This is a genomic window from Sphingobacterium multivorum (assembly GCF_039511225.1).
Lineage (GTDB): Bacteria > Bacteroidota > Bacteroidia > Sphingobacteriales > Sphingobacteriaceae > Sphingobacterium.
The window spans coordinates 4,228,811-4,248,099 of sequence record NZ_CP154261.1; the positions used below are offsets into that span (position 1 = coordinate 4,228,811).

At 43.5% G+C, this 19,289-nt stretch carries 11 protein-coding genes; all 11 read right to left on the minus strand.

Annotation, left to right across the window (positions count from 1 at the left end; all coding sequences use genetic code 11):
* Positions 1 to 3 precede the first annotated feature (3 nt).
* Positions 4 to 1,416, minus strand: a complete 1,413-nt coding sequence (locus AAH582_RS17620) for an MFS transporter (protein WP_046675272.1) — start codon at positions 1,414 to 1,416, stop codon at positions 4 to 6.
* Between the two features lie 170 nt (positions 1,417 to 1,586).
* Positions 1,587 to 3,650 carry a hypothetical protein gene (locus AAH582_RS17625; protein ID WP_343319167.1) on the minus strand — a complete coding sequence of 688 codons (2,064 nt, stop codon included), beginning with the start codon at positions 3,648 to 3,650 and terminating at the stop codon, positions 1,587 to 1,589.
* Between the two features lie 114 nt (positions 3,651 to 3,764).
* Positions 3,765 to 5,669 (minus strand): sialate O-acetylesterase, encoded by a 1,905-nt coding sequence (locus tag AAH582_RS17630; RefSeq protein WP_343319169.1) that lies wholly within the window; start codon positions 5,667 to 5,669, stop codon positions 3,765 to 3,767.
* Between the two features lie 11 nt (positions 5,670 to 5,680).
* Positions 5,681 to 7,057 (minus strand): glycoside hydrolase family 43 protein, encoded by a 1,377-nt coding sequence (locus tag AAH582_RS17635; RefSeq protein ID WP_343319170.1) that lies wholly within the window; start codon positions 7,055 to 7,057, stop codon positions 5,681 to 5,683.
* A gap of 6 nt (positions 7,058 to 7,063) precedes the next feature.
* Complete coding sequence (locus AAH582_RS17640; protein ID WP_343319172.1) at positions 7,064 to 8,623, minus strand: glycoside hydrolase family 43 protein; 1,560 nt, start codon at positions 8,621 to 8,623, stop codon at positions 7,064 to 7,066.
* Positions 8,624 to 8,651: 28 nt separating this feature from the next.
* Positions 8,652 to 11,123: a glycoside hydrolase family 95 protein gene (locus AAH582_RS17645; protein WP_343319174.1), complete on the minus strand. Its 2,472-nt coding sequence runs from the start codon at positions 11,121 to 11,123 to the stop codon at positions 8,652 to 8,654.
* A gap of 106 nt (positions 11,124 to 11,229) precedes the next feature.
* Entirely contained in the window at positions 11,230 to 12,066 is an 837-nt protein-coding gene (locus AAH582_RS17650; protein ID WP_343319176.1) for an alpha/beta hydrolase, read from the minus strand.
* A 113-nt stretch (positions 12,067 to 12,179) separates the two neighbouring features.
* Positions 12,180 to 13,142, minus strand: a complete 963-nt coding sequence (locus tag AAH582_RS17655; protein ID WP_046675266.1) for a transketolase family protein — start codon at positions 13,140 to 13,142, stop codon at positions 12,180 to 12,182.
* A gap of 27 nt (positions 13,143 to 13,169) precedes the next feature.
* The gene (locus AAH582_RS17660) at positions 13,170 to 14,030 is read right to left on the minus strand and encodes a transketolase (RefSeq protein WP_343319179.1); all 861 of its coding nucleotides are present in this window, start codon (positions 14,028 to 14,030) and stop codon (positions 13,170 to 13,172) included.
* A gap of 7 nt (positions 14,031 to 14,037) precedes the next feature.
* Positions 14,038 to 14,706 carry a fructose-6-phosphate aldolase gene (fsa, locus tag AAH582_RS17665; RefSeq protein ID WP_343319181.1) on the minus strand — a complete coding sequence of 223 codons (669 nt, stop codon included), beginning with the start codon at positions 14,704 to 14,706 and terminating at the stop codon, positions 14,038 to 14,040.
* Between the two features lie 184 nt (positions 14,707 to 14,890).
* Positions 14,891 to 18,967 carry a two-component regulator propeller domain-containing protein gene (locus tag AAH582_RS17670; protein ID WP_343319183.1) on the minus strand — a complete coding sequence of 1,359 codons (4,077 nt, stop codon included), beginning with the start codon at positions 18,965 to 18,967 and terminating at the stop codon, positions 14,891 to 14,893.
* Positions 18,968 to 19,289 lie beyond the last annotated feature (322 nt).

Genomic DNA, 19,289 nt, shown 5'->3' on the forward strand with positions numbered 1-19,289 from the left:
TGATTAATATGTATGTCTTGATTCTATATCCCGGTTAATTTTATCGATCGTTACATCATCCAGTTCATATCTGGAGATAACAACCATGGCGAGTACCAAAAGTACTGCAGGAATAACGGCCACCAACCATAAAATTCCTTTTTCAGCCAATGCAGATTGTCTTATGGCATTATCTTTATCAAATTCAACATAGGCGAGTACCAACCCGGGCACTACACCTCCCAGTGCCATGCCAGCCTTATAAAAAATACCTGTCAGTGCATTGACAATCCCCGAAATACGCTTACCGGTTTTATACTCGCCATAGGATATGACTTCGGGTACAAGCGCCCACATATACCCCGTAGCAACGATTACACCAGTTGATTTGATAAACTGAGCTGTCAATACCAATCCAATATTACCCTTAAGTGTCTCGTTGGATGAAATCATATATAACATGAGCATTCCAAGGATAGCAACACCCAGAAAAACATAGAACATTTGCTTCTTACCTATTGCACGTTTGATAGCAGGCACCAATGGCATAAAGATGAAAGCAGGTAAAGACCCCAGGGCCATGAAATAAGGCAACATATCCGGAGCATGTACATTGTAGATCATGTAATAGGATCCTGCCGAATTACCGATGGCCATCATCGCAAATGCTGTAATGAAAAAAAAGGCTAAAATGCGCAAAGGTCGATTGTGCTTAAATTCTCGCCATAGATCAGATACGCGCACATTATCTGTATCCTTTTCATCCATAATAACCCGCTCTTTTGTTTGTGAAAAACAAAAAATTAGAAGGGCCAATCCGACTAAAGCGTAAATCAGCATCGTTATAAACCAAGCTTCGGCCGAATCTTTTGAGTTTATCTTTCCATCCGGAGAGAAATACTGTACAACCAACGGAACGCCATAACCGACCGCAAGCCCACCAACGTTGGCCATGAACATACGCGTCGATGTTAGTTTTGTCACCTCGTCTGTATCCCTCGTCAAGGAAGCATTTAAAGCACCATAGGGGACATTCACCAGGGTATAAAGCATGGATAGCCCAACATAAGTGACATAGGCGTAGACCAAAGAACCCGAAAATCCATTCCAAAAACACAGAATTGCAAAGCCCGTCAACGGAATTCCTCCCAACACCAAATAAGATCTGTACTTTCCCATCCGTGGATTTCTTTTATCAACAAATGCGCCTACAATGGGATCCCACAGTACATCCACGATTCGGACAATAAGAAACATGACTCCTGCCGAAGCAGCAGAAATTCCATAAACATTGGTATAAAAAATCAGGAGGTACATCGAAACAGTCTGGTAAATAAGATTCTGGGCAAGATCACCAGCACCAAACCCCACCCGTTGTTTCATTGAAAGTTTGTAAAAACCTTTAATAGGCTTTACCTCGGTCATACTTTGATCCATATAATTGGTTATTCGATTAGTTGAATTACAAGGGTAAAACTACAAGTAGCTTTGGACCGGGAACCAATACAAATGTTTTATATTCCAATAAAAATGTTTAAAAAAGGCCGTCTATTTTTTTAGACAGCCTTTTTCTACATGGTTTGTAAAGCCGCTTACCGGCTAAAGGTTCAATTCCTTACATACTTTACAAGATAGCTTTTGGTTTGTCCTCTGTAAACACAATCTACCTGTGCGTAACCGGTCAACGAGCTGCCTTGTTTAACTTTGATTTCAACTTCAGCATTATTTGCCACAGCCTTCACCACTGGAATCTTCTTGTCGTTGGTTTCTATTGGAAAAGTAACTTCATAATAGTTGTAACCAACGATGCCATTCTCATCAGTCGATCGCACGGGAATCGAAGGCAACATTAGTTTTTTGCCATTCACTGTAATCGTAACCGAAGGTGGTACTGGACGTTCAATTTTTTTGTCTTTCGAACTAAATCCCAATCCTATAAAATCAAAAAGCGGCTTGCCTTCTTCACCCTCAGCGACAAGAAACAAGGCATGTTTGCCATCCAGTTGATCCACATAGTTAGAAACATCGACCGTAAATTGCTTTACTGTTGTCGCAGTATTTTCCGGAACGGTTATTTGGGCAATCCGCTTTCCTTTCCAGATATCATTATCCCAAGGGCCATCCAGCCACACGTTGACCTTAAATGAAGTCTGTGTCTTTGGTGCAATAAACAGATTAAAAGCGCTGCGGTTTCCATTTTTCGTTCCCTCAAAAGCCTTTAACCCAAACTTATCTTGTTTCAGACCACCGAATCCGAAATATTTAAAACCTGCGATAGTTCCATTTTTCATATTTGTCACAGGCATATGGTTATCCCATACATCCCATGAATCCTGTTGCAAACTGATATCTGAAAGGTAACAGGCATATCCAGCGGAATAGTACCGATAAGGGTCTAATCCATAAAAATGAAATCCTTCTGATGTTACCTCTGCACCTTTATATTCTTTTCCTTGTTTATCTTTGATGGTTAAATTTTCTTGAAAAGGGTCAAAAGCCCGGATAGAAACCATTCCCCCTTCTTTGACACTTTTTTCATCCCATGCAACTTTGATAGGTTCGACCACAGCCTGACGTGCAAAACCAAATCCGCGCGGTGGTCTATGGTAAAATACGTACCATTGTCCGTTGATTAGTTCGATACTCCCATGGGTATTATGCCCTGCATTACTGGTTTCGATAGCCGATCCGTCTTTATTTAATACTGGAGCACGCGAATCGACCAGGACACCGCCGCTCTTCCAAGGTCCCAAGGGTGAATCTGCCACCGCATACCGTAAGGTTGAATTTGAGCTCCCGACCCCATATTCTGGACCTGAATAGCCACTGTATACCGATACATATTTGTTGCCGACTTTACGAATTGACGACGCTTCAAAAAAATTAAAAGTTCCTAAATCCTCCCCCTCAAAAATATTAGGGTACGCGGTGCCTTTTGGATCACGCAATTCACCATATCGCGCACTTGCCGGCAATAGATAATTAATAATTTCGGTACCCGGTCGCAGCGAATACATCGTTTTCTGATCTAACTGTGCCGCCATCGAGCGTTGAAACCCCCAAAAACCGTATGCCCGGAATCCAATTTCGTAATCAGGATCTTTGGGATCCGTCACATATTCAATGTAAACGGCCGGATCAAATCCAAGGATACTTCCAGGCAGGGTACGCTTGCCATCTTCCGTGAGGTTTATCGGTTTAAAGGGCCCATTCGGCCGATCGCCTTTGACTACCATTGCTTCACGTTTATCTCCTCTGCTGTGTGGAAACAAGTAGTATTCTTTTTTCCCATCTTTACGTTTGACCTCTACCAGATCTGGGGCATACATCACATCCCATTTTCCATCGATCGGATAGGTAAAAATAGCCCCCTCATCGCGCCAACTCGTTAAGTTTTCAATCGGCGCTGACCACATCCGAATGTCAGGCCCGCAATAACTGGTAAAACGTAAATCATGGGAACCAATAATATAAGCGCGATATTTCCCCGGCTGGTCAGGATCTTCAAAAACACGGGGTTCACCATCAGGAAGATGCTCCCAAAGCGGTAGGTATGGATTACCGATAGACTGGTGCACAAACCCCTTACTGAGATCCTTCACCATATTTTGCTGTTGCCCCAGTATCCTTGTTGTTGATAAAATTCCTGTAACGGATAATAACAATACCATTGTCCGTTTTTTTAAGACAATATTTAGTCCCTTCATAAATTGATTAAATTAATTAAATTGCTGAATTATATTTTATAGTATTCAATTGATTTCTTTTGCCACGAGCTACTCATGCTACCAATTATCAGTACGAAATGGTACGGCTAGCATTCCTTCCTTATTGATTAGATTTACATTTTCGGGATTATTGCTCCATGCGTAGCGGACTGCCTTCGGATTGCTGATCTTTGGATGACTCAACACGACCTCATTCCCATGTATGACGGCATTCGCCCATAGGAATTTTCGATCTGAACCGGCAATCGCAAAATGTTGTAGTTTTTTTCCCTGACGGACAGCCAGCCCCTTTCCAATTTCGTCGAATGAAATAATAATCCGATCCCCATCAACCCGCATCTGCTTATACTGAGGACCTGAAGCAACGACTTGGTCTTTATACAACATCTTGCGCGCGCATAGCAATAAACGCTTGGCCATATCCTTTTTATTGAGCGGATGAATATCGTTCCACTCACCAAGATCGTACGTTACCGCCAGTGCGGTAAATGATAGTTCTTTGCTGGCCTGAAACTGAGCTTCCCTGATACGTGCCCAATTGGATTCTGCTGGTACCGTATCCTTGACCATAAAGTTCGGCAACTGTACCATCAGAAAGGGGAGCTGCGGTTGACCAAAATGCGCGCGCCAACTATGAACCAACGACGTAAGATACCGCTGATAACGTAATGGATTGGCGGTATTGGCCTCCCCTTGATACCAAATTACTCCCTTTAACCCGTAGTCATGCAACGGATAGATCATTCCATTGTAGAGGCCTGAGCCAACCTGTCCCAAGTTCTGTAGGCGGCTTTTATAGCGATCAACTTTATCTTGGTCCACGGCAACTTGCCAATGCCATTCGCCTGTGAGATCAATGCGTACGTCGTCGAGCTTGATCTCATAGGATTTATCAGGTGTGAATCCACCATCCTTATCATCCGTTCGAAGACGTACAGTTAAATTATTTCTTCCAGCGCGAAGTATCCCCGCTGGTATATCGTAAATCCGTGGTGGATACCGATAGGCCGTAGAACCAACAAAATGACCATTTACATACACCGAATCACTATCAATCAACGTTCCCAAATACAACTTGGCATGCCGTCCCTCTTTAGCGGCCGGAACGGCAAAATCCTTCCGAAAATAACTGACACCTCTGTTTAATCGATGCGGTTTGCTCCAGTATTCGGGAACCGGCACTGTTGGCCAATGCAAATCATTATAATTTTCTGCGGTCCACAGATCTACCCCGCCATCTTTTTCAGCCAACCTAAGGCTATCGATCGCATGTTGATCTAGCAACAGCTCTGGAAATTGCCTTAGAGACTTCTGGTCGACCCAGCGTTCTATTCCCGATCCACCAAGGCTAGATACGATCATTCCGACCGGAATACCGTTATGTTGATAGGACTCCAATGCATAGAAATAGGCTAATGCCGTCCAATTCATCACATCTGAAGCTATGCCCGAATGCCAACGTTCACCAGGCGGTATCTCTTGCTTTACCTCGATGGGACTATTTTGTGTCGGAACCTTGAAATAACGGATCATATGATTATTAGATTCATTTATTTCAGGAAAACGTTCGACAAGACGCTTAATTGGCGTTTCCATATTAGACTGACCCGAACAAAGCCAGACATCGCCGATTAACACATCACGAATAACAATGTCATTAATCTCCATCGTATAGGGTCCCCCATGATGCTGTGGCGGGATCCGCACATTCCACTTGCCATCCTGTCCGGCTTCTGTATAATAGTATGCCCCTCTAAAACGAAGGGTAACCTTCTCACCTTTCGATGCCCATCCCCAAATATGGAGTTCGATATCCCGCTGTAGAACCATCTGGTCTCCCATGATTGCTGGCAGCCGTACACCGGCAGCGCATGGCAGCAGTCCGAGAAGACAAACAATAACCAGTGTTAGACGACTAAAAAAAGATGAAAAGCAAAAGAAATTTTCTATTCTAAAAAACATATTCTACCACTTTACCTTCCAAATTTCCAACAATCGAAAAACAGGATATTTGACGGAGCCTTGCCTTTAAAAACAAAGTATAAATCATGTACTCCCTTCACTTTATCGGCTAGTACAGTCTCCACTGTAGTCCAGCGGTCATCGCCTCCCGTCATGGGAACTTGTATAGTAGCTAGTAAAGCCCCATCGATCGCTCCCGAACGTACCTCCATACTGACACCACCGTTATGTGTTGTTCCCAGTCGCGCAAAAAAATTGCTTGCACCTCTCTCACCAAAGTCAACGTTTTTCACACAGGTATAAGCTCCATCTTTCTTTGCTTTTATAAAAACGCCTACTTTTTCATTCTGATAGGATTTAACATATTCGGACCACGCAATCATTTCGGCCTGATGGAGCTCGTAGGGATTCACCGCTGCTAGCGCACGAGTAATTCCAGCTGTCATTTTCATCGGCGGGATACTGCCGTCTGGATTAAAGTTTAACTCCTGAACAGCAACAGAGCGCGTAAAACCTCCACCGCCGGGCAAAGCTCCATTGTGGTAAAAGAAGTAACTCTTTCCTTTAAAATCAACAACACCTGGATGGTTTGTGAATGCTTTTCCTTCCGCAGGCATGATTACTCCGCCATACTTCCAGGGACCTTCGGCTTTTTTGCTGGTCGAATAACCGATAAATTCAGGTAGAGGACCTCCCGGCCAAAAGAGATAATACAAGCCATTTCTTTTATACAACCAGGGACCCTCCTCATAGCTTGTCGGTCGTTTCGGGTCGCCCGCTCGTTTTCCGAAAGAAGCTGCCGTCATTGGAACCTCAACGATATCACCTGCATAGGAGATCATATCTTCATTCAGCTTGACATATTTCAATTGGGGATTACCCCAGTACATATGCGCCTGACCATCGTCGTCAATAAATACAGTCGGATCGATATCGCCCCATTCACTCTGCAGCAACGGTCTGCCCAAAGGATCGTGAAATGGACCTAATGGGCTATCCCCGACAGCAACGCCGATCGCACCGCGGTTGTTCTGCTTAGAAATAACAGGCACGTATAGATAAAATTTACCGTTTTTTTCAACACATTGTGCCGCCCACGCATCACCTTTTGCCCAATCAAAATCAGTATAAGAGAGAATCGCACCATGATCCGTCCAGTTCACCATGTCAATGGTTGAATATACCCGCCAATTATTCATAGTAAACCAGGTGGACTCTTCTTCATCCTGTGTGGTGTATAGATAAAGACGGTTATTATATACCAAAGGTGCAGGATCTGCCGTATAGGCTGTTTGTACAATCGGATTTTGTGCCTTCAATGCATTTATCGTAACAAAAAACATGATCAGAAACCCGACCAGTAATAGCGTAAAAAATTGTTTTCTCATATCATTTTAATTGCTGGTCAAATGGAAGTAATCAAAGTCTACATAGCCGCCAGCTGCTTTACTCGCATAGTTAAAAAGTCCGAACCGATACCCCATAAAATGAGGAATGGTATAACTCATTTTTAACACGTTACCTATTCTGTTCCAATTGTGTCCATCCGTACTATAAAAAAATTGGGCCGTATCTTTTTTGTTTGAAAAATCACAGCTCGCTTTAAAAAATACACGTTGCTGTTTGAGGTCGATCTTGGCCAGTTCTTGTGGTGCCCCCGTCATCGCATTGATCATTACCAATGATTTTGTGTTTCCTTCCATCCGAACTCCTACTAAACCATAGTTTTTTTGCAATAGCGATAATCCGGCGAAATCACCATCTTTCATGTTAGAAACCTCTACAGCAATAGCGGCGCTGCAGCTCGGGCCGATGGTGCGTTGCGTCAATGTATTTTTAGCCGACAGAAAGTCCTCAGTAAGGTCGCCGGTTCGCAGTCTCAAAAAGCCACTGCGTTCGGTCACTGACCATAGATCAGCAACTGGGTTATGGTTCCATTGCCATACTAGGGGAAGGGCGGGTTCGCCAGCTTTCCGCTCAAAATCATCTGAGCTAACAATTCCGGGGCTTAAGCTTTTATTTGCAGGAAGATCCAATTTAGCCGCGACTTTTCCGTCAATTCCAAGCACAGGCCAGCCATCCTCCCAGTTGACAGGAACCAAAAACGGAATTCGGCCTACAGCACCATAATCCTGAAAAAGATAAGCATACCATTTTCCGTTGGGCATATCGATCAGCCCTCCCTGTGCCACACCCTGATCCTGCAAAACCACTTTCCCCTCATACGGACCTTCCAATTGGCTGGCCCGATGTACAATTACTGTGCGCATCCCTCCCGCTGGCCATGAAATATTAAAAAGATAATACATACCATTGATCTTAAACATTTGGGATCCTTCCGCAGGTAAACCGGCTTTGCCTTCTTTAGGATTGGCGGGTAAAGAGGCATTCTCTATCAATACCCGTTGTGTTCCTGCTTTAACACCTGAAAAATCTGGCGATAATTCAGCAATATAGATGCGCCCCCCACCCCAGATCATATAAATTTTCCCCTCGTCAAAGAATAAGCTATGATCGTGCATCATCGGTTGAAATTCTTTCGAAGTCCAGGGTCCATGTTCAATATCTGCTGTCTGGTAAACATGCGTTTTTCCTGTATTGGCCGAAAATGTGCTGACATAGTACCGCCCCTCATGAAAGCGCAAACTGCTCGCCCAGGAGCCGTGCCCATACGCATTTTTATGGTTTGACAGATTGAGTTCATCCTGATCGCCAAGACGATCGTAAGCATAATTAATCATCGTCCAATTGACCAGATCTTTGGACTTCATAATCGGGACACCGGGATTCATATGCATGGTCGTGCTGCTCATATAATAGGTATCACCGACGCGTATCATAGACATATCGGGCACATCAGCAAAGATGATTGGATTATGGGCCTGTTGCGCTGTCGCTCCCAAAAACGTGATCATCGAGGAGAAGACAAAAGCGCTGATTTTCATTCTTAACATATTGACAGGATTTATGAGTCGCATTAATTTAGTAAACCTTAAATGTATAGTATTTTCCAGGCAAGGTTCCTACATCGTATTCATAATAGCTTGGTAATTCAATTCCTTTCAAGTGTGAATCTGCCGAATGAATAGTTGCTGGTGTTATTACAGGAGCTAAAAGGGCATTAGTCTGTTCGCCTTTTGCTATTTGAAGTTCAGGTCCTTTCAATGGCGAAGCCGTGCGCAACCGCAAATTACCGCCTAAAGATGAAAAGACCATAACTTCCTTTATCTTTCCTTTTTGCCATTGCATTTCAATTTCAAATCCACCTCGCGCCTTGATCCCCTTTACCCAGCCGTCTTTCCATTGATCGGGAATAGCTGGCAGTAAATGCACAGCACCATCGTGGCTTTGGATCAGCATCTCCGCAATTCCGGCCGTTAAGCCAAAATTACCATCAATCTGAAATGGAGGATGTGCCGTAAACAGATTGGGATAGGTACGTCCCTCGGGATGGTTTTCATCGGAAACCGTCAACATCTTTTTTATAATTTCGTAGGCATGGTTTCCGTCCAATAAACGGGCCCATAAATTTATTTTCCATCCAATTGACCATCCCGTCGCAAAATCACCTCGATAGATCAACGAATTACGTGCTGCCTCAAACAATTCAGGCGTGCGGAACGGTGAAATTTGACTACCTGGAAACAATCCATATAAATGGGATACATGCCGATGTTGATTGTGCGGATCATCCACGTCTTCCAGCCATTCTTGTAACTGAGTATAACGACCTATATGCATTGGTGGAATCCGCCGTGCCGTTGCCAATAATGTGTCCCTATACATTGCATCAACACCGAGGGCTTCTGCCGCCAAAGCAGTACGTGTCAGCATGTCGTAGCATAGCTGATTATCCATGGTTACGCCTGCCGCAAGTGGCCCTTGCTCGGGCGAAATTGAAGGACTCAGAACGAGCCATTGTTTAGTCGGATAACCACGATGCTCGACAAGCACAGACAAAAGAAAGTCGCAAGCTCCCCTCATTACTGGATAATATTGCCTTAAAAAGACCTTATCTCCCGTAAAAAGGTAATGTTCCCACAAATGTTGAGACAACCACAGCCCTCCACTCGGCCACATTCCGGCAGCCGCAAAATCAATCGGACTCGTCACGCGCCAGATATCGGTATTGTGATGGGCCACCCAGCCGCGCGCATGGTACAATGTCTTCGCTGTCTCTTCTCCACTTTCACTGAGCTCTTTAATCATCGAAAATAACGGCTGGAGCGTGCCAGAAAGGTTGGTAACCTCTGCTGGCCAATAGTTCATTTCGGTATTGATATTGATCGTATATTTACTGTCCCAGGCTGGTTGCATGGAGCGGTTCCAGATGCCTTGCAGATTAGCAGGTTGACCACCTGCCTGCGAAGAACAGATAAGCAAATAGCGGCCGAATTGAGTCAACAAAGTCACGAGCGCCGGGTCCTGTGTACGGGCAAAATTTGCGATACGCTTTGCAATAGGCTCCTGATGTTCACTGCTCAAACTGCCCAAATGGAGCTGGAAGCGGTTAAATTGTTTGCCATAAGAAGCGATGTGCTGCCGCAAAGCAAGCTGATAATCCTTATCCATCGCTTTTTGCAACCTTTTAGCAGCCACCTTATGGGGATCAGCCCCCAATTGTTTGTAATTTTGAAAATTGCTCGCTATGGAAATGTAAAGAGAAATAGAACTTGCACCTTTTATATCAATCGATTGGTCTTTCACAACAAGCTGTCCATCGGTATGCTTTACTCCCGTATGAATCTGATAAACAACCTGCCCTTTAATACCCTCATGATCGGATCCTCGTCCTGCTAATATAAGCTTATCACCGTTTTTGTAAATAGTATGCTTCGACTCATTCTCATAAGTTAATGTGCAGTTGAGTTTCCTTTTCTTACTCGACTTTATTTTCATGACAATGACATCATCAGCAAACGAAGTAAAAACTTCTCTGGTAAATGTTACCCCATCTACTGTATAACGGGACAGTGCTACCGCCCGTTCAATATCCAGTTCGCGATAATAATCCTGATACTGTTCGTGCCCAGGAAACCGCAGCAGTATATTTCCTGCGGTCTGATAGGGCATGCCATGGGTTTTGGTGAAGAAGGTTTCATTCGCAAGCCTATCGGCTTCAGCCGATTTTCCATCGAATATATAATGCTGAATAGTTTTTAATGCCGCCCCACCTTTTTTATTATCGTTGCGATAAGGTCCACCCGCCCAAATAGTTTCCTCATTGAGCTGCATGCGTTCACAAGATGGAATTCCATAAACCATCGAGCCCAACCGACCATTTCCCAGCGGTAAAGCTTGTTCCCATACCCTTTCGTCTGCAGGCCGATCATACCATAGGGTCAATGTCGATCGCTTTTGGGCAAACAACAAAGTAGTATGCAGTGACAAGATCACAATGAATATACTTATGTACTTCCAAATAAAGTTTTCAATCATTTTTCTTGATACCATTTTTTGCAGTTTCGGGATTAATGCAGAGGACCAACAAACTCATTGTGAGATAGGCCGAGGCAAACCGTCGAATAGTTTATTGCTATGATCAACTTATTAAGGTCTTTTATTTCTTATCCTTAAATAACAATTGCGAAACATTATAGAGGTCATTTCTCCACACATTGAAGTCATGCCCTCCAGGCTCCAGATAATAAATATGAGGCACTCCGTGTTCTAAAAGGTACTCATGTGTACGCTTACTGATATTGAGCAAACCGTCCTGGTCACCACAGGAGATCCACAGCATTTTTAGGCTATCTTTAGCTTCTTTTGGAGCAGGCAGTAATTCCTGTGGCATCTTGGTGTTTGGCGCAGAAGAAAAACCCCCGACCCACGAGAAGGTATCCATATGGCCCAGTCCAAAATTCAGCGCCTGGCCTCCCCCCATAGACAACCCAAAAATCGCGCGGTGTTCACGATCCTTGATAACGGGAAACTGCTTTTCAACAAATGGAATCAGGTCATTGAGCAGATCTTTTTCAAAAGTTGAAAACGCCGCTACCCGATCCGGTGCCATCACATTTCCACCAGCACGGTCATCTTCCATGGCACGGCCATTGGGCATGATCACCAGCATGGGTTCCATTTTTCCTTCCGCATATAGGTTATCGAAAATAACCTGCGGATTTCCATGTCTGAACCATTCCCGTTCATCGCCGCCTATTCCATGCAGCAGGTACAGTACAGGGTATTTTTTTGCGGTATCATATCCCGGCGGCGTATAGATTAAGGCTTTCCTAGTAACCCCTACAGTTTTCGAAGGATAAACTACGGAGTCGATTTTTCCATAGGACGCCAATTTTCGTTCCACATCGAATCCTTGTGGAGCAGCCTGCTGCGCCCGAGCGATTAAGCTGACAGAAAACACGCACAATAACGTGTAGATCATTTTTCTCATCATATAATTGGTTTAACAGTACATCAATTTTAGGTAAGCAACCGATAAAAGCAACAGCGCACATCCAATCTAGAAACAGTTGCCTAATTTCATAATAGAACAATAGCCCATGGCAATTAGGTCGCCACTTTCCTCTTGATTACCCGTAATACCGCCGCTACAATAGCGTCGGCGTTTAGGCCATATTTATCCATCAGCGCACTTGGCGGTCCCGATTCACCGAAACTGTCGTTTACAGCTACATATTCTTGCGGAGTAGGCAATTGTTTTGCTAACAGTTGCGCGACACTATCTCCGAGTCCACCGATACGGTTATGTTCTTCGGCTGTAACAACGCAGCCCGTCTTAGCGACAGAAGTCAGTACCGCTTTCTCGTCTAGGGGTTTGATGGTATGGATATTAATGATTTCGGCATCAATACCCAATGTTTCCAATTCTTCCCCCGCACGTATAGCTTCCCAAACGAGATGCCCTGTTGCCAAAATAGTCACTGCATTACCCGGGTTGAGCATCACGGCTTCACCGATCACAAATTGCTGATCTTCGGGTGTAAAAACCGGCACCACTGGCCGTCCAAACCGCAGGTAAACAGGCCCTTTGTGCTTGGCGGCAGCTTTCGTCGCTGCCTTCGTCTGGTTATAATCGCAAGGGTTGATCACCGTCATCCCGGGAAGCATCTTCATCAATCCGATATCTTCCAATATCTGATGCGTCGCTCCATCTTCGCCTAAGGTGAGACCTGCGTGCGAGGCTGCTATTTTTACGTTTTTATCCGAATAGGCGATGGACTGTCGGATCTGATCATATACCCGACCCGTTGAAAAATTGGCAAATGTACCTGTAAACGGTATTTTTCCACCAATGGTAAGTCCAGCCGCAATACCCATCATATTTGCTTCGGCAATGCCGATCTGAAAAAAACGCTCCGGAAAGGCCTTGATGAAATCGTTCATTTTGAGGGAACCGATCAGGTCTGCACAGAGTGCTACCACATTTTCGTCTTCCTTTCCCGCTTCCAGCAAACCGGCACCAAATCCAGAACGTGTGTCTTTCGATTCTGTGTATGTATATTTTTTCATGTTAATTCTATTTCAAAATCTCCTTTCTTAGGAGACGATATAATCACCCAAAGTTTCTGCATTCTGGTTTAAAGCTATAAGCAGTTGCTCTTCGCTGGGAGCAATGCCATGCCATTTATGCGAGCCCATCATAAAATCGACGCCATTACCCATTTCCGTATGGAGCAACACCATTACTGGCAAGCCAACTCCGGTTGAAGCCTGAGCCTTTCGAAGCCCTGAAATCACAGAACCAATATCATTACCACGCATAATCTCAATAACGTTCCAGCCAAATGCCATCCATTTGCGAGGTAGGTCGCCCAACGAAAGGACATCGTTGGTCGCACCATCAATCTGGGCACCATTATAATCTACAATAGCAATCAGATTATCCATTTTGTTGTGGGCGGCATACATGGCCGCTTCCCATACCTGCCCTTCCTGCAATTCACCATCGCCCATCAGCACATAAACAAAGCGGTTATCTTTATTTAGTTTTTTTGCTTGAGCAGCGCCAATAGCGACAGAAAGCCCTTGTCCCAAGGATCCCGAAGCGACCCGGATACCTGGCAGTCCTTCATGCGTTGTCGGATGTCCCTGCAACCGTGAGTTGAGTTTTCTGAAAGTGGCAAGTTCATCGATTGGAAAATACCCCGATCGCGCCAACACACTATAAAATACCGGAGAGATATGACCATTGGAAAGGAAAAACAGATCTTCCCCCACACCATTCAAGTCAAAATGATCGTTTCGCTGCATCAACTCGAAATACAAAGAGACCAACAATTCAGTACAACCCAACGATCCTCCAGGATGCCCCGATTGACAACCGTGTACCATGCGGACAATATCTCTTCTAACTTGCTTAACAATAGCTTCTAAATTATGTATACTATGTTTCGTCATGACCATCTTAATTGTTACTTTGTGCAGCAACGCGTTTATGATCAGCTAAAAATTGAGCGAGCCCACTGTCCGTCAGCGGATGTTTTAAGAGGGAGAAGATGGCCTGCAAAGGTCCCGTCATGACATCTGCACCAATCTTGGCACAACCTAGTATATGCGCACTATGACGTACCGAAGCCGCAAGAATTTGGGTTTCAAAAGCATAATTATCATAAATGGTCCGTATTTCACGGATCAGCGCCAATCCATCGACAGAAATATCATCTAGCCTTCCGACAAAAGGCGATACATAAGTAGCTCCAGCTTTCGCGGCCAAGAGTGCCTGGCCTGCGGAAAATACCAACGTACAATTGGTTTTAATATGTTTCGTACTAAAATATTTGATCGCTTTAACGCCGTCTTCAGTCATCGGAACCTTAACAACAATCTTAGTGTCCAAGGCCGCCAGGAGCAAGCCCTCCTCAATCATTGCGTTATAATCTGTCGAAATTACTTCAGCACTGACATCACCCTCCACAATATCACAGATAGCTTTGTAATGGGCATGTACATGAGTTGTTCCTGTAATGCCCTCTTTGGCCATGAGCGAAGGATTGGTCGTCACTCCATCTAGGACACCTAAATTTTGAGCCATACGAATCTCAGTGAGCCTTGCTGTATCGATAAAAAATTTCATCTTTTTGAGTTGATTAGTTTTGTATTCGCTAGATCTCTAGCGATTGGTTATAAGGCAAAACTATAGTTTTCAACCAGATAGGATTGCAACAAATAAAAAAAAGAAGGGTAAAAATGTTTAAAACAGATTACCCTTCCAAAAAACTGATCTAAAACGACCTTTTTAAACGACAATTTTGTGCTTATTACACGGATGTGCTTTTTTGCAATTGGATATATTCACTTGGTGTCATTTGATATTTCGCTTTAAAGACTTTTGTAAAATAGTTTGGATTGGCAAATCCCGTCTCGTAAGCAATTTCAGAAATGGACTTATCACTTTTTTCAAGCAAGCCTGCAGCCTTTTCTAGTTTTACCGAGCGTATAAAATCTACAGGTGACATTCCCGTAAGTTCCAGCAACTTATTGTATAGGGAGGCTCGGCTCATCGATGTGTGGGCACTCAGCGCTTCTACCGAAAGTTGTGGATTATCGATATTATCGTGCACATATTTGAGCACTTTTTGTAAAAATTTATCTTTTTCGGACTTAATCGTCATTTCGGGAGCTACAATAGATACCTGTTTACTATAGACTTCCTTGAATGCTTGGTTCAGCTGGAGCAGGCTGTTAACCTTCGCCACCAGTACATCCATATCAAAGGGTTTGGTCAGGTAACCCACCGCCCCAGACTCAAGGCCACAGACAAGACCATTATCGACTTGCGAAGCCGTTAGCAAAACAACAGGGATATGTTTTGTCCGCTTATCCTGTGCAAGCTTCTGTGAAAATTCCATACCATTCATATACGGCATCTGTACATCGCTCACCACAAGGTCAGGATGATGGAAAAGTGCTTTTTGCCAGCCATCCTTACCGTTGGTAGCCTCGATAATCTGATAATACTCTTTTAAAGACTCGCTGAGGTAATACCTAAAATCTTCATCATCTTCAATAATCAACACAAGTGGGCATTGTCTAAGCTCCGCAGGTTGTGCCAAAGCGATCGCTTCTGGTTCAGGCACACCTTCGTAAACTGGATCAGCTTGATCCAACCATAGATCAAACTTAAAGACACTTCCGCTGTCAGGTTGACTGCTTACCGAAATCTCGCCATGATACATCTGAACAAATGATTGTGCAATTGACAGTCCGATTCCTGAACCTTGGCTCGCCACTTTACCCTCAGTATCATGCTGAAAAAAGCTCTCAAATATCGATTGTTGCAACTGCTCGGGAATTCCGATACCAGTATCCCGCACTTCAAGGTAAACATGCAGCTTTTTATTGACCATATTTACCGAAGATATACTTACGGCGATATCCCCACCTTTTTTCGTGAATTTGAAAGCATTATAGATCAAATTAAACAAAATACGCTCAACCTTGTTACGGTCAAATCGGCAATATAATTTCTCCTGGCAAGGGTAGAAAGAATAATCTATCCCTTTTTGTAAGGCCATATCCTGAAATGAGCGATATACTTCCTGGACAAAAGTGACCAACTCGCCAGCCTCATCCTGCAATTTCAGTTCATGGTATTCCATTTTTCGAAAATCAAGTAACTGATTGACCAAATTCAACAGGCGGCGCGCGTTACGGCTGATCAAATTAAGCTGTTCCCCCAGCTTACTATCTTTATTTTTAGCAACCAATGCATCTATAGGGCCCATGATCAAAGAGATTGGTGTGCGGAATTCATGACTTAAATTAGTTAAAAACCTAATTTTCATCGCATCCAATTGATGTTTGGTCTCTGCATCCCTTTTCTGTTGCTCAATAAGCTGCCGCGCCTGGATACGTTCCTGCTCGAGCGCAAATTTTTGCTTTAACTTTTGAATCCCACGATGCCTGATGGACAACAGCACCGCAACAAAGGCTAGCACATAAAATAAATAGGCATAAATTGTACGCCAAATCGGTGGCGCAACGTGTATGGCTATCGATTTGATTTCCTTATTCCAAATACCATCATTATTGCTTGCGCGTACCTCAAAAATATAGTCTCCAGGATCTAAATTTGTATAATAAGCACTGTTTTCCTTTCCGTTTCGAATCCAGTTTTTGTCAAAACCGACGAGACGGTACTCATAATTGTTGTCTTCCGGCACGGTAAGGTTTAATGCCGCAAAAGAAATTGAAAAATTCTGCTTATACTTCAGGTTGATGCGATCGGCAGTCAACAGAGACTGTTGTATCGGACCATTTTCGGTAGGCTGAATGATCACATTGTCAATTTTTAGATCCGTTAATGCGACCTTGGCAGGATTACTGTTGGTTTTTAAATGAGCGGGATAAAAATGGTTAAACCCTTTCTGTCCGCCAAAGTAAATTTCTCCGTCATCCGTTTTTAACGACGCCCCAAGCATAAAAGCGCCGTCTTGCAATCCAACTGCATTTGAATAATTTTTAAACGTATGCTGTGTTGGAGAATAACAACTCAAGCCTTTGTTCGTTGAAAACCAAATCCGCCCTCTATCATCTTCAATAATACTCTGGATAGCACCATTCACTAACCCATCTTTCTCGGAAAGCGTTTCAAATAGTGCTTTCCCTTTTCGTAGCAAACCTACCCCGTTACCGTTTGTTCCGACCCATAGATTCCCGTTTTTATCTGCATGTATAGCTAAAATATAATTGCTAGGAAGCCTATTTTTTGCTTTATCATAAAGTGTAGCGCGTTTTTTCAAAGGATCATACATCGCCAGACCCGAGCCGTACGTCCCTATCCACATGTTGTGACCCTGGTCTTCAGCTAGGGCACGTATAAAATTCCCTGGCAACTCCATCCCATCGTCTGAGTGTTCTTCCCGTTTGTATTTTTTGACAGTTCCACTTCCCTTTTGGATGATATTCACACCGCCTCCATTTGTCCCAACCCATGTATTTCCCTGAAAGTCAACTTTCAAGCAAAAAATATCATTATTATTCAAGTTGTCTGTCCGATTACCAACGGTGTATCTTTTGAGATTCCCTGAAGTGAGATCATAACGCATCACCCCTTGCTGATAAGTTCCGATCCAAAGCTCATCGAGTTTTCTTTCCAAGGCCAGTACTGTAAGATCTTTAGGCAGGCTGGCAGAAAGCGCAACGGATGACAATCGGTCAGTCGTTCGATCGTATTTCCAAATACCACCACCGTCAACTCCCAAAAAGATCTTACTTTGATAGGCCGCAAAAGAGGTCACCATTGCTGGGTCTCCAGTCATACCTTCCAGGAAATCCAGACTTTTTAAACTGAACTGACTTAAATTGGTATCGAATTTATTTAAGCCCCCCTGAAATGTACCTATCCAGTAGATTCCACTGTTGTCCATAAATATAGACCGTATCGATTTATGAGAAAGGCTATGAACATTACTTAAGTCAGGCTTAAAGGTCCGAACTGTAAAATCATTGGTATTAAGTATATCAAGACCATTGTCCGTTCCGATCCATAAGTCCCGCTTTTGATTATAACACAAGGTATAAATGCGTGGGCTACTCAAAACAGCTTTCCCCACGCCTGCCCCAAATTTATTGAACTGAACATCGCCCGGGCTTAAATATTTAAGTCCGAGCATAGACCCTATCCAGATTCTCCCTTTATCATCTTCAACAATGGAAGTAACTTCAACCTCATTCCCATAACCTTCCTGCTCCGTAAGAACTTCAAAACGTTTGATGGTCTTTAAATCTGCTGAGATACGAAAAATTCCATTCTCTGACGACACCCACATGTTGCTGTGTCGATCGCGAAAGACACATCCTGTCACTTTACCCGCAAACATTTCCACAATACGTCGATAGGTTGGATCCATCTTCTTTTGTAGATCATTGACATCCAAAATATACAGAGCACCATAAGAAGCGATCCAAATATTTCCTTTTGCATCCTGATCAATTGCGTTAATCGCCGTGCTGAGCCATTTACCATCGGGTGTAAGATTATACGACCGTATACGGTCAGCTTCCCGATCATAATAACTTAAACCACCCCCATTTGTACCGATCCATATCCTTCCCTTTTTGTCTTCATTTAAGGCTGAAATATGATTTGCCATTAAACTGTTTGCTTTATTCGCATCATAGCGATAGACACTGTAATGACGTCCGTCGAAACGATTCAGTCCATCTTCTGTCCCCAGCCAAAGAAAACCATAGCTATCGCGATAGATACTATAGATCGTATTGGAGGAAAGTCCGTCTTTTGAAGAATAGCGTTGAAATGTTACAGGCTGGTTTTGCCCGTATGAAAACAACGTCAGCAGCATCCAGCTTAATGCCAGTAAAATCCGTATCATATCTTTAGGTATATCATCCCACCACAAAAACTTGAGGTGAGCAACTAAATTATCAAATTAATCCCTTCCAAACTAGTCTTCACAACGATTTATACACCACTGACTGTCATTTTTGACATTCTTATCCTTCATTTAAACATTCTTGCTATCCCTGCGAATTTACAATGGCTAGCTTTGGTCTACAATTATAAACTGCTTTGAAAGGCATCTCCCATTGATGGGGAAATTGTGTCTCAATGATGCAACCGGTTGCGATATAATTAAGACCGGGAGAAATAACCAATTATTAAACAAAAATATGATAGCACAGAACAGTCCTTAA

Excerpts from the sequence above, each read along its gene's own strand:
- AAH582_RS17620 (WP_046675272.1), bottom strand. The coding sequence starts at position 1,416 with ATGGATCAAAGTATGACCGAGGTAAAGCCTATTAAAGGTTTTTACAAA.
- AAH582_RS17625 (WP_343319167.1), bottom strand. The coding sequence starts at position 3,650 with ATGGTATTGTTATTATCCGTTACAGGAATTTTATCAACAACAAGGATA.
- AAH582_RS17630 (WP_343319169.1), bottom strand. The coding sequence starts at position 5,669 with ATGTTTTTTAGAATAGAAAATTTCTTTTGCTTTTCATCTTTTTTTAGT.
- AAH582_RS17635 (WP_343319170.1), bottom strand. The coding sequence starts at position 7,057 with ATGAGAAAACAATTTTTTACGCTATTACTGGTCGGGTTTCTGATCATG.
- AAH582_RS17640 (WP_343319172.1), bottom strand. The coding sequence starts at position 8,623 with ATGTTAAGAATGAAAATCAGCGCTTTTGTCTTCTCCTCGATGATCACG.
- AAH582_RS17645 (WP_343319174.1), bottom strand. The coding sequence starts at position 11,123 with ATGGTATCAAGAAAAATGATTGAAAACTTTATTTGGAAGTACATAAGT.
- AAH582_RS17650 (WP_343319176.1), bottom strand. The coding sequence starts at position 12,066 with ATGATGAGAAAAATGATCTACACGTTATTGTGCGTGTTTTCTGTCAGC.
- AAH582_RS17655 (WP_046675266.1), bottom strand. The coding sequence starts at position 13,142 with ATGAAAAAATATACATACACAGAATCGAAAGACACACGTTCTGGATTT.
- AAH582_RS17660 (WP_343319179.1), bottom strand. The coding sequence starts at position 14,030 with ATGACGAAACATAGTATACATAATTTAGAAGCTATTGTTAAGCAAGTT.
- fsa (WP_343319181.1), bottom strand. The coding sequence starts at position 14,706 with ATGAAATTTTTTATCGATACAGCAAGGCTCACTGAGATTCGTATGGCT.
- AAH582_RS17670 (WP_343319183.1), bottom strand. The coding sequence starts at position 18,967 with ATGATACGGATTTTACTGGCATTAAGCTGGATGCTGCTGACGTTGTTT.